Genomic DNA, 14,578 nt, shown 5'->3' with positions numbered 1-14,578 from the left:
TGGGACTGACAGAATTGCCCGACCGGAGGTCCGGTGCCGCCGCCACGGCCCGGACCTCCGGCCTACGCGTTGGCCCGGGGTCAGGCCGCGACGATGTTGTCCCCGTCCAGCGTCACCTTCGTCTCGGCGAGCGGCTTCGCGGCCGGACCGGCCGTCGGGGCGCCGTCCTTGATGGAGAAGGCGCTGTTGTGGCACCGGCACAGGATCGAGCCGTCGGTGACCTCGCTGACGTCGCAGCCCTGGTGCGTGCACACCTTGCTGAACGCCTTGAAGGTGCCCTCCTCGGGCTGGGTGATGACCAGGTCGCCCTTGATCACACCGCTGCCCACGGCCACCTCGGAGGCCGCCACGAGCACCTTGCCCGCGTTGCCACCGGCCGCGTCCGCCTGCGCCCCGGTGCTGCCGGCCGGGACCGGGTCGCTGTCGAAGTCGGTGCCGTTCGGGTTCGTGCCGGTGCCGGCGTCGGTGCCGCAGGCGGTGAGGACCGCCCCCGCACCGAGCGCACCGGCGCTCAGCAGGACCACGCGCCGTGTCGAGGTGCCGCCCGCCCGCTCCGGCTGAACCTCGGCGTCGGTCCTCGTCTGCACGTCAGTCATGTTGTCGCCCCTCCAGTACCTGATGTCTGCCGCTCGCATGTCACGCGGAGTCGCCTCTACATACGAAGCGGCCACCACGATCAGTTCACGCCCTGCCGGATTCTCTCGTCGCCGAGAGGCCCCGGGCCGGACAAGCTCGTGCCCGGTCGAGACTAGGACCTCGACCGGGCACGGACCTTTGAGTCAGCTGAGATGTTGCTGAATCAAGCAGTTGCCTTGGCCCGGGACCGGGTGGCTCGCGTCTTGGTGCCGTTGGCGCCGTTGGCCTTGGCCGCCCGGGCGGTCGCCGCGGCCGCGCCCTTCGGCTTGCCGTGCAGGCTGAGCACCTGCCGCAGGAACTGGCCGGTGTGGCTCTCCGCCACCTCGGCGAGTTCCTCGGGCGTGCCGGTGGCGAGCACCAGGCCGCCCTTGCTGCCGCCTTCCGGGCCCATGTCGATCAGCCAGTCCGCCGTCTTGATGACGTCCAGGTTGTGCTCGATCGTGATCACCGTGTTGCCCTTGTCGACCAGGCCGTTGAGCACCAGGAGCAGCTTGCGGATGTCCTCGAAGTGCAGGCCCGTGGTGGGCTCGTCGAGCACGTAGACGGTCCGTCCGGTGGAGCGCTTCTGCAGCTCCGAGGCGAGCTTGACGCGCTGCGCCTCGCCGCCGGAGAGGGTGGTCGCCGGCTGGCCGAGCCGCACGTAACCGAGGCCGACGTCGACGAGCGTCCGCAGGTGGCGGTGGATGGCCGGTAGCGCCGAGAAGAACTCCGCGGCCTCCTCGATCGGCATGTTCAGCACCTCGGAGATGGTCTTCCCCTTGTAGTGCACCTCCAGGGTCTCGCGGTTGTACCGCGCGCCCTTGCACACCTCGCACGGCACGTACACGTCCGGGAGGAAGTTCATCTCGATCTTGATGGTGCCGTCGCCGGAGCAGTTCTCGCAGCGGCCGCCCTTGACGTTGAACGAGAACCGGCCCGGGCCGTAGCCGCGCACCTTGGCCTCGGCGGTCTCCGCGAACAGCTTGCGGACGTGGTCGAAGACGCCGGTGTAGGTGGCCGGGTTCGACCGCGGGGTCCGCCCGATCGGCGACTGGTCCACCCCGACGACCTTGTCCACGTGCTCGATGCCGGTGATCCGGGTGTGCCGGCCGGGCACCATCCGGGCCCGGTTGATCTGGTTCGCCAGGACGGTGTGCAGGATGTCGTTGACCAGCGTCGACTTGCCGGAGCCGGAGACGCCGGTGACCGCGATGAACTGGCCCAGCGGGAACGGCACGGTGAGGTTGCGCAGGTTGTGCTCGCGCGCGCCCTGCACCACGACCTCGCGTCCCGGGGTCTGCGGGCGGCGGGTGGCCGGCACCGGGATCGACTTGCGACCGGAGAGGTAGGCCCCGGTGGGCGACTTCTCGTTGGCCAGCAGCCCGTCCACGGTGCCGCTGTGCACGATCTGCCCGCCGTGCTCGCCGGCGCCCGGGCCGATGTCGACGATCCAGTCCGCGGTGCGGATGGTGTCCTCGTCGTGCTCCACCACGATCAGCGTGTTGCCCAGGTTCCGCAGCCGGACCAGGGTCTCGATCAGCCGGTGGTTGTCCCGCTGGTGCAGGCCGATCGACGGCTCGTCCAGCACGTAGAGCACGCCCACCAGGCCGGAGCCGATCTGGGTGGCGAGCCTGATGCGCTGCGCCTCGCCGCCGGAGAGGGTGCCGGCGCCACGGTCCAGCGACAGGTAGTCGAGGCCGACGTCGACCAGGAAGCGCAACCGGGCGTTGATCTCCTTGAGCACCCGCTCGGCGATCATCGTCTGCCGGTCGTCGAGTTTCAGCCCGGCCAGCAGCTCGGCGCACTCACCGACGGAGAGGTTGCACACCTCGGCGATGCTCTTGCCGGCCACCGTCACGGCCAGGACCTCGGGCTTGAGCCGGGCGCCGCCGCACACCGAGCAGGGCACGTCGCGCATGTACCCCTCGTACTTCTCGCGCGACCAGTCGCTCTCGGTGTCGTTGTGCCGCCGCTCGATCCACTGCACCACACCCTCGAAGCCGGTGTAGTAGGAGCGCTCGCGGCCGTACTTGTTGCGGTAGCGCACGTGGACCTGGTCCTCGGCGCCGTAGAGAACCGTCTTCTGCACCCGGCTGGGCAGCGCCCGCCACGGTGTGTCCAGTGAGAAACTCTCGGCCGAGGCGAGCGCCTCGAGCAGGCGCAGGAAGTATTCCTGGGTGGTGCCGCCGGCCCACGGCTGGATCGCGCCGTCGCGGAGGCTGGCCTCCTCGTCCGGGATGATCAGCTCGGGGTCGACCTCCTTCTTCGTCCCGAGGCCGGTGCACTCGGGACAGGCGCCGTACGGCGCGTTGAACGAGAACACCCGGGGCTCGAGGTCCTCGATCGCCAGCGGGTGGTCGTTGGGGCAGGCCAGGTGCTCGGAGAAGCGGCGTTCCCGGTCCGGGTGGTCCTCGGCCAGGTCGACGAAGTCGAGCAGCACGATGCCGCCGGCCAGGCCGAGCGCGGCCTCCACCGAGTCGGTGAGCCGCTGCTTGCTGCTCGCCTTCACGCTGAGCCGGTCGACCACCACCTCGATGGTGTGCTTCTCCTGCTTCTTCAGCTTCGGCGGCTCGGTGAGCGGGTGGACCGTGCCGTCGACCCGGGCCCGGGCGTAGCCCTTGGCCTGGAGCTCGGCGAACAGGTCGACGTATTCCCCCTTGCGGCCGCGCACGACCGGCGCGAGCACCATGAACCGGGTGCCCTCCGGCATGGCGAGGACCCGGTCGACGATCTGCTGCGGGGTCTGCCTGCTGATCCGCTCACCGCAGACCGGGCAGTGCGGGGTGCCGGCGCGGGCGAAGAGCAGTCGCAGATAGTCGTAGACCTCGGTGATGGTGCCCACGGTCGAGCGCGGGTTGCGGTTCGTCGACTTCTGGTCGATCGACACCGCCGGTGACAGTCCCTCGATGAAGTCGACGTCGGGCTTGTCCATCTGGCCGAGGAACTGCCTCGCGTACGACGAGAGGGACTCGACGTAGCGCCGCTGCCCCTCCGCGAAAATCGTGTCGAAGGCGAGGCTGGACTTGCCCGAACCGGAGAGCCCGGTGAAGACGATCATGGCGTCTCGGGGCAGGTCGAGGTTGACGTCACGCAGGTTGTGCTCGCGCGCGCCACGAATGGTCAGTCGGTCGGCCACAATCAGCCTCTCCGTACAGGTGTTTGAATAGGGTAGAGCCGCGGATACTCTAGCCACGGGGTACGACATTTTTTGCCGGCCGAGGCACAGCGCCTCTCACATGACGGTCATTCCCGCAAAGCGGACGTGGTAGGCCTCACTCGTTGGGGGGAACCGGCAACGACCGCATGTCCCAGATCTCGACACCACCGACGAGCTGCGGCTCACCCAGCGCGTCGACGAGCGTCGCCCGCAGCACCTCCGGGTTGCGGCCACCCGGCACCAGCACCACGACCCCGGTACGCCAGTACACCAGATCCGCGGTGATCTTCTCCCGATCGGCGTCGGTCAGCACCGGCTGATAACCGTACTCCCGAACCGACCACAACAGCGTGGAGGTGAACCGGGCCGGGGCGCTCCACGAGCCGGTGTCGTCGTGCGGCGGGTTCGCCGGCCCCATGAAATATCCGCGCGGCGTCGGATAGTCGTAGTTGTTCAGCGTGGCCCACCGCATGCCGGTCCGGCCGGTCGTCACGTCGGGCAGCGGAACCGTCACCAGCGTGCGGCCGCCCGCCACGTACTCCCGGTAGGTGCCCTCGGTGATGAACGGCGGGACCGGGTCGCCCTGCACCACCGGGAGCGGCTTGGGGAAGAGCGGGACCAGCGCGAACACCATGCCGATCCAGAACAGCCGGCGCCGGCGCGGCGGCAACGAGGGGGCCTTGTCGGCGGCGAGCGCGAGCAGCACCCCGGCGATCGTGGCCGGCACCATCGCGAACCGGGTCACGCTCACCAGGTCGATCACCGGCACGTGGCTGATCAGGGCGAACGGCAGCCAGATGCCGGTGTCGTGACCGAGCACCCGCAGTTCCGGTCCCATCGACATCACCAGCAGCACCAGGGCCGCGATCGCCGCCGACCGGGCCGCCGCCGAGCGCCACAGCATCACCGTCGCGATCACGATCATGAGCAGGCCGATCGGGCCGAAGAACGTGTTGTCCTCGGTCGCGCTGACGCTCATCCGCCGGGTCAGCGCTCCGTAACCGGCCAGCGACTGCCGCGCGAAGCCGGCCAGCGAGGCCAGGTCGGTGACGTAGTCGGCGGGCGCGAACGGCTGGCCGTGGTAGTTGCCCGGGCCGAAGAACTGGTACCACAGCGGGTACGCGAGGAAGGCGGATGACGTCGCCGCGGCGACGCTCAGCCCGGCCACCATCCGCTTCCACACCTCGCGGGCCACCGCCGGCCGCATCGCCGCGTACGCCACCACGAACACCAGCAGCGTCAGCGCGGTGAACAGCAGCGTCTCCTCGTTGATGAAGCACTGCACCACGATCAGCAGGCCGAGGATCACGCCACCGCGCCGGGCCCGGCCCGGCTCGCGCAGGCGCAGCACCTGCCACACGATGAACGGCACCAGATATTGGTTGACGAAGTTCAGATGCCCGTTCGCGTGCGAGATCATCGTCGGCGCGAACCCGCACCACACGCCGCCGATCCACGCCGCGAGACGTGAGTCGACCAGGTGCCGGGAGAGCACCCAGTACCAGGCGAACGCCGTGCCGGCCAGGCCCAGGGTGAGGATCACCGCCACCGTGACGCCGCCGCCGAAGAAATGCGTGATCGGCGCCAGCGGCAGACTCAGCGCCAGGATCGACGTGTTCGCCATCATGTTCACGCCGACCGGCACGTTCAACCGGTCGTTCCAGAACGGCGCGGCTCCGTCGAACATCACCCGCTCGGCGTGCGCGAGCATGGACAGGAAGATGCCGTGGTCGTCGTCGTTACCGGCCAGCACCCGCCCGTTGGGATCGATCCAGAGCGGGATCAGCACCAGCACCGCGAGCGCCGCGAACCCGAGCAGGATCCAGAGATCGGGCCACCGTCGCCATCCGCGGACGGGCGCCCGGGGCGTCTCCTCCGCCGTCGCCACCGGCTCCTCGATCATCTCTTCTGCCGCACGCACCGGCCGCATTCTGCCAGACCCGCGCCGCCATGCCCGCACGGCCGCCTGCGGCGCCCACTCGGCGGTGGAAGGGCATTGACGTGCTCTTACGCCTTCTTTCCACCCGAGGGGTACGCCCCGGAGCACGTGCCCGTTCGCCGCGGGTGGTGCGGGCGCCGAACTGGTAGACATGGGCAGGGGAGACCGGGGCGCTGCCTTCGCTCCGGTCTCCCCTGCTGTCAGCCCGCGCCCTGCTGGGCGTCCTTGGTCACGGTGATGCCGGCGGCGAACTCGACGACCTGGTCAGCGGTCCAGCCGAGACCGTCATAGACCTGCACCTGCAGACGCGGCTTGGATCCGCGGTCCACCAGCAGGTTCCAGCCGTCCGTCTGGTCCTCGTACTTGCCGAGCACTCCGGTGTTCTCGCCGACGGTGACCTTCTTGCCTTCCGGCACGCCGGTCTCGTCCCGGGACTGCAGCATCACCGCGACCTTGCCGACGAAGCTGTGCATCTCCTGGTCCTTGATGCCGATCGGGGCCAGGGTCATCACCCCGGCGTCGACACCCTGGATCTCCCAGCCGTCCGGCACTTTGTCCAACGTGAAGCCCTTGGGCTGCTTTCCCTTGTAGGCGACCAGCTGGATGCCGGCGGCCGGGGCCTCGGCGGCCGGGGCCCCGGTGGATGTGGCCGGCGGGGCGGCCTGTGGGTTGCCGGTGACCGGCGCCGTGGTGCCGGTGGTGGCGAAGGCGAACGCCGCGGCGACGGCGGCGACCGCGAAGGCCGATCCGGCGGCGCCCTGCGTCACCCGGCGGCGGCGCAGGGCCCGGCGGCCGCGGGTCAGGTCTGCCTCGATCTCGCCGGCCGTCGGCTCGGTGGCCGGGCCGGCGATCCGCTCCAGCCCGTCGTACAGATTCTTCATGGTGTTTCTCCAGGTCGGCGCTGAGCGTCAGCGCAGTGCGAAGGAAGGGTTCTGGCCGATGACCTCGCGGAGCCTCTCCAGGGCCCGGGCGGTCTGGCTCTTCACCGTGCCCTCGGAACAACCGAGGGCGTCGGCGGTGTCGGCGACGTCGAGGTCGTAGAAGTACCGGAACACGAGCGCGGCCCGCATCCGTGGCGGCAACTGGCTCAGAGCCGCGCGCAGCCCGTCACCCACCTCACCGCTCGCCGGTTCGGTCGCGGCCCGGTCCGGGACCTCGGCCATCGGCCGTTCCCGGCGCCGCCACCACCTGCGCCGCTCGTCCGTCAACGCGTTGACCAGCACCCGGCGCACATAACCGTCGGGGTTGTCGGCCCGCCGGAACGCCGGCCAGGCGACGTACAGCTTGGTCAGCGTGGACTGCACCAGGTCCTCCGCCAGGTGGGCGTCGCCCGCCGTCAGCAGAGTCGCCGTACGCACCAGCGCGGCGCGGCGTGTCACCACGAAATGGTGGAACTGCTCATCACGCTCGTTCTTCACACGAGCCCCTCCTTCGCTCTCACGCCTCCCTGACGACTGCCACCTCCTCCGGGTTGCATGCCGGACAGAAATCCGGAGTAGCGCTTCACGAGCGGCGCGGCGTACTCATCCCGCCGCGAGGCACTCAAGAGCAGTGGGACCAGGGATGGCACGAGGGCTGTGGCGGCCGGCACGCCATCGATCACCGGCACGATCACGTCGGAGTCGTCGCTGTCGCCGGCCCGATCACCAACCGCGGGCGCGCCACTCCGGGAGGGCCGGTCGCTCCGCGCCGAGCGTCGAGTCCTTCCCGTGCCCCGGATAGAACCATGTGTCGTCGCCGAACCGGCCGAAGAGCTTGCGCTCCACGTCGTTGATCAGCGACTCGAAGTTCTTCCGGTTGCCCCGGGTGTTGCCCACCCCGCCGGGGAACAGGCTGTCGCCGGTGAACAGGTGCGCCCGCCCCTCCGCGTCGCGCAGCGCGAGGACCACCGACCCCGGCGTGTGCCCCACCACGTGGATCACCTCGAGGGCGTGCCCGCCCACCTCGACGACGTCGCCGTCGGTCAGCGTCCCGGTCACCACCGGGATCGCCGGGGCGTCGTCGGTGTGCGCCAGCGAGGCCGCCCCGGTGGCCGACACCACGTCCGCCAGCCCGGTCCAGTGGTCCCGGTGCTGGTGGGTGGTGACGACCGTGCGCAGCCCGGCCGGGCCGATCAGGTCCAGCAGCGTTCCGGCGTCGTTGGCGGCGTCGATCAGCAGCTGGTCGTCGCCGGACCGCAGCAGGTAGGCGTTGTTGTCCATCGGGCCGACCGACACCTTGGTCAGGGTCAGCCCGCCGCCGAGGTCCCGCACGGCCGGGGTCCCGCCCCGGGTGACGTCGCCGGTGTAGGAGTCGCTCATTTCCACCTCGCCGGGACGGGCAGCTCGCCGTCGGGCGAGACGGTCAGGTCGGTGCCGTCGCCCCGGCCGGCCAGCCAGGCGGCGATCGACTTGGTCGGGCCACCGATCACCGGGCCGTCCGCCGAGCCGATGACCAGAGGCCGTTCCAGCCCGAACGGGCGCAGCACCAGGTTCGGCGAGCCCTCCGGCGCGGTCGTGACGATCTCCCGCAGCAGGCGCAGGGCGAACGCGTCCGGCCAGTCCGCCGGGGTGTAGCCGCGGGCCAGGTCGACGTGGTGCACCTCGACCTCGCGCAGCCGAACCCACGGCACGCCGGCCGCGGACTGCCCGATCGGCGGGAGGTGTTCCGCCCAGGCGGCGGCCGGCATCGCCGCGGCGGCGTCGGCGAAGCGCTCGTGGGCCGCCCGGATGTCGGCGATCTGCTCGGCCAGGGACCGTCCGGCGCCGGCCTGGATCCCTGCCTCGCGGGCGTCCCGGTCCGCGTACGCCGGGGTCTCCACACCGGTGCGCGCCCAGGTCAGGAGGTTCGTCAGGGCGTCCGCGTTGCGGGCCACATGGGTCAGCACATGCCCGACCGTCCAGCCCGGCAGCCCGGACGGCTTCGCCACCTCGGCGTCGTCCAGCCCTTCCGCTGTCCGCAGCAGGGAATCCGTTGATTGCTCGACGTCAGTCATCAGAACGAGCGGATCCATGGTCATGATCGACTGCACCGAGCGGCAATTGCCGGCGCCGAGCGACGGCGTGGAAGGCGAGGGCCAGGAGAGCATGACAACGAAGGCTCAGTCACACGAGGACCCTATCGGAATTCGCTTTCGCCCCGGTGGGAGTGACCGTACCGTCGGATCCAGACGCGATCGATCAGAACCCGCGGGGAGGTGAGGAACGTGCTGTTCGAGATCACTGCGTCCCTTCACCAGGGGGCTCACGCCTGAGGTTGTCAGGCGCCCCTCGACCGTAAAGGGTTTCCCATGTCCCACACCCTGTCCCAGCTCGGCTGGGACGAGTTCTTCGCATCCTCGTACCGCCCGTTCGACCGGGCCGACGCCGAGCCCGGGCGGGTGCTCCGGGCCGACCGCGGGATCAGCACCGTGCTCACCGTCGACGGCGTGACCAGGGCGAGTCTGGGCGGCAGCGCGTTCCTCGAAGCCGCTCGCGACCCGGCGCTCCTCCCCTGCGCCGGCGACTGGGTGGTGCTGCGCCGCTGGCCGGACCGGCGGACCACCCTCGAACAGGTGCTGCCCCGGCGCACCGAGTTGATCCGGCGCACCGCCGACAAGGACTCCACCGGCCAGGTGCTGGCCGCCAACATGGACACCGTCGCGGTCGTCGAACCGATCCACCCGGAGCCCGACGACGCCCGGATCGAGCGCCTCCTGGCGCTGGCCTTCGAGTCGGGCGCCGAGCCGCTGCTGGTCCTCACCAAGATCGACACCACCCACGAAGCCGGTGCGATCGCCCGGCAACTGTCCGCGGTCGCCCCCGGTGTGCCGGTCCTCCCGGTCAGCGTGCGCTGCGACATCGGGGTTGGTGCGCTGCGCCGGTACGTCAGCGCGGGCCGCACCTGCGCGCTGCTCGGCAGGTCCGGCGCCGGCAAGTCGACCCTGGCGAACGCGCTGGCCGGCGCGACCGTCATGCCGGTGCAGGCGATCCGGGGCGCCGACGGCAAGGGCCGGCACACCACCGCGTACCGCAACCTGGTCACCGTGCCCGGCGGCGGTGCGATCCTCGACACACCAGGCATCCGTGGTGTCGGCCTGCTGGACACCACTGCCGGCCTGGACCGGGCCTTCGCCGACGTCACCGGCCTGGCCGGCGACTGCCGCTTCGACGACTGCCACCACGAGGGTGAGCCGGGCTGCGCCGTCCAGGCCGCCCTTACCGACGGCTCACTGCCGGCCCGCCGCCTGGCGAGCTGGCGCAAGCTGCGCCGCGAGGTCGCGGTGGAGAGCGGCCGCCGCACCGAGCGCCTCACCCGCGCCCGCCGCGGCCGCTGACCCCCAGTGTGTGAAGTTCGGCCCGCATACGCACCCGAACTTCACACACCGCGGGCGGCGCGCTTCCTGGCTAGGCTGGCTGTCGTGCAGCAGCGACACGACCCGTCCCGGTGGGGCTTCCCACCGCATCAGCAGCCCGACTGGCAGACGCCTCTGCCCGGCGCCGGCCCCGGCCTGCCCGGCTGGCTCGAGGAGCGGCTCTTCGACCAGCGGATCGTGATGCTGCGCGGGCAGCTCACCGGGGAGACGGCGACCGGGATAGCGGCCGCGCTGCTCACCCTCGACTCGGCCGGTTCCGACCCGGTGCATCTGCACGTGGCCAGCCCGGGCGGGGACCTGAGCGCCGCGCTGTCCATCATCGACGTGATCGACGCGCTGACCGCTCCGGTGCACGCCGTGGTCACGTCGGAAGCGGGTGGCGCGGTGCTGCCGGTGCTGGCGGCGGCCGATCGGCGCGCGGCTTACCGGCATGCCCGGTTCAAACTGGCCGAGCCCCGTGCCGCCGGGGTGACCGGCACCGCCGACGAGGTGGCCGCTGCCGCCGGCCAGCACCTGCGGGAGCTGGAGGAGGCGGTGATCCGGCTGGCCGAGGTGACCGGGAAGCCACGCAGCCGGGTGGAGGACGACCTGTCGACCGGGCGGACGCTGACCGCGGCCGAGGCCTTGGAGTACGGCCTGATCGACGAGGTGGTGGCACCGAAGAAGAACGGCCCCGGGTGAGCACACCCGGGGCCGTTCCCTGTTGGAGATCAGGCGACCTTGACACCCATGGAACGGGCGGTGCCGGCGACGATCTTGATCGCGGCGTCGAGGTCGTTCGCGTTCAGGTCGGGCAGCTTGCGCTCCGCGATCTCCTTGATCTGCGTGGCACTGAGCGTGCCGACAGTCGTGGTGAGCGGGTTGGCAGCGCCGGACTGGATGCCGAGGCTCTTCCGGATGAGGAAGCTCGTCGGCGGCGTCTTGTAGGCGAGCGTGTGGCTGCGGTCCTCGTAGACCGAGACGATGACCGGGATGATCTCGCCCCGGTTCTTCGCCGTCGCCTCGTCGTACTCCACCTTGACGGCACGCATGTTCGCGCCGGTCGGGCCGAGCATCTTACCGAGGTCGACCATCGCGGCGTTACCCGCCTCAAGCGCGAGGGTTACCTCATGAGTCTTTTTCTTGGGCGGCATCGAGTAGGGCTCCTTAGGGTGAGCTGCACGGGCCGAACACGCAGCTCGCCAGCTTCAACAACACACGACAACCCCGAGACCTTACTATCGCCGCGACCAGCCGGTCAAAACGCGGCCGGTCAAAACGCGGCCCGTCAGAACGATGTCACGCAGGGTCTCGGGTTCTCCGGCAAGTGTAGCTCGGGGCGCCGACCGGGCCGGGACCGCCCCCGGTCAGTACCGGTCGCAGTAGCAGGACTTCATCAGCGAGCGCACCGAGTCCACGTACTCCGGGTTCGGCAGCTCCTTGCGGTCCGCGTTGGCCAGCACCGCGTCCGGGCCGGCCTGATAGCCGGAGATGACCAGGTTCAGCAGACACCACGAGGTGTGGCTCTTGCACTTCGACGGGCTCAGGTCGTACGTCTTCTCGTCGTACTGCTTCTGCGACATGTACCGGGTCAGCCATGCCAGGTAGTTCGCCCCGACGGCCGCATTGTCCTGGTACTTCGCGGCGTCGTACGCCAGGCCGAATCGATTGTTGATCATGTCGACGGTGTCCGGCATGACCTGCATCAGCCCCGCGCCGCCGTCGCAGTTGTAGACGTTGCTGGTCCAGCCGCTCTCGTGCCAGGCGATCGCCTTGACGAGCGGGTAGTTCAGCTTCAGCGAGGGCGCCTCACTGGTCCAGTAGATCCGGCCCGCGGCGCTCTTCAGCGCGGCCTTGACCTTCTTCTTGGACGCCTCACTGCCCTTGCGCTCGGAACAGGGCGCTTCCTGGTAGTTGTTCGGGTCCTCGGTCGGCGTCGGGCTCGCCTTCTTGGTCTTGGGCTTCCTGGAGGGCGCCGGCGACGGCTCCTCGCTGATCGGCTCTTCTGTGACCGACGGCTCAGGTGACGTTTCCTGCGTCGCCACCGGCTCCGCGGAGACTGTCGCCGGCGCCGCAGCCTGCTCCTGATCAGCCCCGCCCAGACCGCATCCACCGGCCATGACCAGCGCGGCAACCACCACGACCACACGCAACTTCATCGATGCAAGCCTCCCCCGTGAGACATCGATGAAGCACGGTAACAGCAGGCAGCCCATCCGCGGCAGAGGCGAAAACCGGCCCCGTGTCACCGTCGGCAACCTGAGCCGGGAACAATGAAGTCATGCAGACCCGCACCGACCTCCGCAACGTCGCCATCATCGCTCACGTCGACCATGGCAAAACCACCCTGGTCGACGCCATGCTCCGCCAGGGCAGCCAGTCCCACGCGCGAGGCGAGATGGCCGACCGCGTGATGGACTCCATGGATCTGGAGCGGGAAAAGGGCATCACCATTCTCGCCAAGAACACGGCGATCAGCTACCGCCCCGCCGACGGCGAGCCCGTCACCATCAACATCATCGACACCCCGGGTCACGCCGACTTCGGCGGTGAGGTCGAGCGCGGCCTCACCATGGTCGACGGGGTGGCGCTGCTCGTCGACGCCTCCGAGGGCCCGCTCCCGCAGACCCGCTTCGTGCTCCGCAAGGCGCTGCACGCCAAGCTGCCGATCATCCTGATCATCAACAAGGTCGACCGGCCGGACGCGCGCATCAAGGAGGTCGTCGACGAGACGTACGAGCTCTTCCTCGACCTCGACGCCGACGAGCACCAGATCGAGTTCCCGATCGTCTACGCGTGTGCCCGGGACGGCATCGCCTCGCTGACCCAGCCGAAGGACGGCACCGTCCCGGAGGACTCCACCGACCTCGAAGTGCTGTTCAGCACGATCCTGGAGACCATCCCGGCGCCGAAGTTCACCGAGGGCGCCCCGCTCCAGGCACACGTCGTCAACCTGGACGCCTCCCCGTTCCTCGGCCGTCTCGCGCTCTGCCGCGTGCACGAGGGCACCATCCGCAAGGGCCAGACCGTCGCCTGGTGCAAGACCGACGGCACCATCAGCAACGTCCGCATCTCGGAACTGCTGATCACCGAGGGCCTGGAGCGCAAGCCCGCCGAGAGCGCCGGCCCCGGCGACATCATGGCGGTCGCCGGCATCCCGGAGATCATGATCGGTGAGACCCTCGCGGACGCCGAGAACCCGATCCCGCTCCCGCTGATCCAGGTCGACGAGCCGGCCATCTCCATGGTCATCGGCACCAACACGTCACCGCTGGTCGGCAAGGTCAAGGGCGCCAAGGTCACCGCCCGGATGGTGAAGGACCGGCTCGACAAGGAGCTGGTCGGCAACGTCTCGCTGCGGGTGCTGCCCACCGAGCGGCCGGACGCCTGGGAGGTCCAGGGCCGTGGCGAGCTCGCGCTGGCCATCCTGGTCGAGCAGATGCGCCGGGAGAACTACGAGCTGACCGTCGGCAAGCCCCAGGTGGTCACCCGGGAGATCGACGGCAAGGTGCACGAGCCGGTCGAGCGCCTCACCATCGACGCCCCCGACGAATACATGGGCGCGATCACCCAGCTCCTCTCCACCCGCAAGGGCCGCATGGAAGAGCTGATCAACCACGGCACCGGCTGGCTGCGCATGGAGTGGCTGGTCCCGGCCCGCGGCCTGATCGGCTTCCGGACCGAGTTCCTCACCGAGACCCGCGGCACCGGCATCATGCACCACCTGTTCGAGGCCTACGAGCCGTGGTTCGGCGAGCTGCGCACCCGCCAGAACGGCTCGCTCGTTGCCGACCGGGCCGGCGTGGTCACCGGGTTCGCGATGATCAACCTCCAGGAGCGCGGCCAGCTCTTCGTCGACCCGACCACCGAGGTCTACGAAGGCATGATCGTCGGCGAGAACTCCCGCGAGGACGACATGGACGTCAACATCACCAAGGAGAAGAAGCTCACCAACATGCGGGCCGCGAGCGCCGACAACACCGAGCGCCTGATCCCGCCGCGCAAGCTCTCCCTGGAGCAGGCCCTCGAGTTCTGCCGCGAGGACGAGTGCGTCGAGGTCACCCCCAACGCCGTCCGCATCCGCAAGGTGGAGCTGGACCAGACCGTCCGGGGCCGCGCCGCGGCGCGCCGCAAGCACCAGCAGTAATCCTTCTGACGAGGCCCGCCCGCTCTGGGCGGGCCTCGTTCTTTTCACGATCCTTTTCTGGTACGCGCCGGCCGAGTCCCGCGCTACACCGGGGCCAACCGCAATGCCGGCCTCTGCCGCGGCCGCCGGGCTGACCTGCCGTCCCGGCCTCCCACCCCCGCCGTCCCGCCGTCCCGCCGCCCCGCCCCCGGCCCCGCCCGCACACACTGCCGCTCGCACACGACCCGCCTGCACGCACGCAGCCCGCCTGCGCGCCGCCGACCCGCCTGCACGCCGCAGCCCGCCTGCGCGCCGCCGACCCGCTTGCACGCCGCAGCCCGCCTGCGCGCCGCCGACCCGCTTGCACGCCGCAGCACGCACCCGAGTGGGCCAGGCCCCGGCTCCGGGCGACCCCGCACCGATCCCGTG

General features: G+C 70.2%; 12 protein-coding genes. 3 read left to right on the top strand and 9 right to left on the bottom strand.

What is annotated here, in order from left to right:
- Window positions 1-80 precede the first annotated feature (80 nt).
- From AC0NH5_RS20935 to AC0NH5_RS20905, 7 genes are all read right to left on the bottom strand, one after another.
- Complete coding sequence (locus AC0NH5_RS20935) at window positions 81-596, bottom strand: Rieske (2Fe-2S) protein (RefSeq protein WP_474406331.1); 516 nt, start codon at window positions 594-596, stop codon at window positions 81-83.
- Window positions 597-799: 203 nt separating this feature from the next.
- Window positions 800-3,751, bottom strand: coding sequence for an excinuclease ABC subunit UvrA (gene uvrA, locus AC0NH5_RS20930; protein WP_474406329.1), 2,952 nt, complete (start codon window positions 3,749-3,751; stop codon window positions 800-802).
- 136 nt (window positions 3,752-3,887) lie between these two features.
- The gene (locus tag AC0NH5_RS20925; protein WP_474406326.1) at window positions 3,888-5,702 is read right to left on the bottom strand and encodes a hypothetical protein; all 1,815 of its coding nucleotides are present in this window, start codon (window positions 5,700-5,702) and stop codon (window positions 3,888-3,890) included.
- A 209-nt stretch (window positions 5,703-5,911) separates the two neighbouring features.
- Complete coding sequence (locus AC0NH5_RS20920) at window positions 5,912-6,592, bottom strand: hypothetical protein (RefSeq protein WP_474406323.1); 681 nt, start codon at window positions 6,590-6,592, stop codon at window positions 5,912-5,914.
- Window positions 6,593-6,619: 27 nt separating this feature from the next.
- Window positions 6,620-7,129 (bottom strand): SigE family RNA polymerase sigma factor, encoded by a 510-nt coding sequence (locus tag AC0NH5_RS20915; RefSeq protein ID WP_474406320.1) that lies wholly within the window; start codon window positions 7,127-7,129, stop codon window positions 6,620-6,622.
- 225 nt (window positions 7,130-7,354) lie between these two features.
- The gene (locus AC0NH5_RS20910) at window positions 7,355-8,011 is read right to left on the bottom strand and encodes an MBL fold metallo-hydrolase (RefSeq protein WP_474406318.1); all 657 of its coding nucleotides are present in this window, start codon (window positions 8,009-8,011) and stop codon (window positions 7,355-7,357) included.
- Window positions 8,008-8,709 (bottom strand): maleylpyruvate isomerase family mycothiol-dependent enzyme, encoded by a 702-nt coding sequence (locus AC0NH5_RS20905; RefSeq protein ID WP_474406623.1) that lies wholly within the window; start codon window positions 8,707-8,709, stop codon window positions 8,008-8,010. The genes AC0NH5_RS20910 and AC0NH5_RS20905 overlap by 4 nt, the downstream gene beginning before the upstream one ends.
- 270 nt (window positions 8,710-8,979) lie before the next feature.
- On the opposite strand from AC0NH5_RS20905, the gene rsgA reads away from it, so the two are divergent.
- A complete protein-coding gene (gene rsgA / locus AC0NH5_RS20900; RefSeq protein WP_474406315.1) occupies window positions 8,980-10,005 on the top strand; it encodes a ribosome small subunit-dependent GTPase A in 1,026 nt (341 codons plus the stop codon).
- An 84-nt stretch (window positions 10,006-10,089) separates the two neighbouring features.
- The gene (locus tag AC0NH5_RS20895) at window positions 10,090-10,725 is read left to right on the top strand and encodes a ClpP family protease (RefSeq protein ID WP_474406312.1); all 636 of its coding nucleotides are present in this window, start codon (window positions 10,090-10,092) and stop codon (window positions 10,723-10,725) included.
- Window positions 10,726-10,754: 29 nt separating this feature from the next.
- On the opposite strand, the gene AC0NH5_RS20890 is transcribed toward AC0NH5_RS20895, so the two are convergent.
- Together AC0NH5_RS20890 and AC0NH5_RS20885 are read right to left on the bottom strand one after the other, a co-directional pair.
- The gene (locus tag AC0NH5_RS20890; protein WP_474406309.1) at window positions 10,755-11,177 is read right to left on the bottom strand and encodes an uL11 family ribosomal protein; all 423 of its coding nucleotides are present in this window, start codon (window positions 11,175-11,177) and stop codon (window positions 10,755-10,757) included.
- Between the two features lie 213 nt (window positions 11,178-11,390).
- Complete coding sequence (locus tag AC0NH5_RS20885) at window positions 11,391-12,182, bottom strand: transglycosylase SLT domain-containing protein (protein ID WP_474406307.1); 792 nt, start codon at window positions 12,180-12,182, stop codon at window positions 11,391-11,393.
- 122 nt (window positions 12,183-12,304) lie between these two features.
- Here AC0NH5_RS20885 and typA point away from each other — a divergent pair, with 122 nt between their 5' ends.
- Window positions 12,305-14,170: a translational GTPase TypA gene (gene typA, locus AC0NH5_RS20880; RefSeq protein ID WP_474406306.1), complete on the top strand. Its 1,866-nt coding sequence runs from the start codon at window positions 12,305-12,307 to the stop codon at window positions 14,168-14,170.
- Window positions 14,171-14,578 lie beyond the last annotated feature (408 nt).

The organism is Actinoplanes sp. 13 (genome assembly GCF_056134165.1).
Note: the sequence above shows the minus strand (reverse complement) of the source record. Positions and strands in the feature narration are given on the sequence as shown.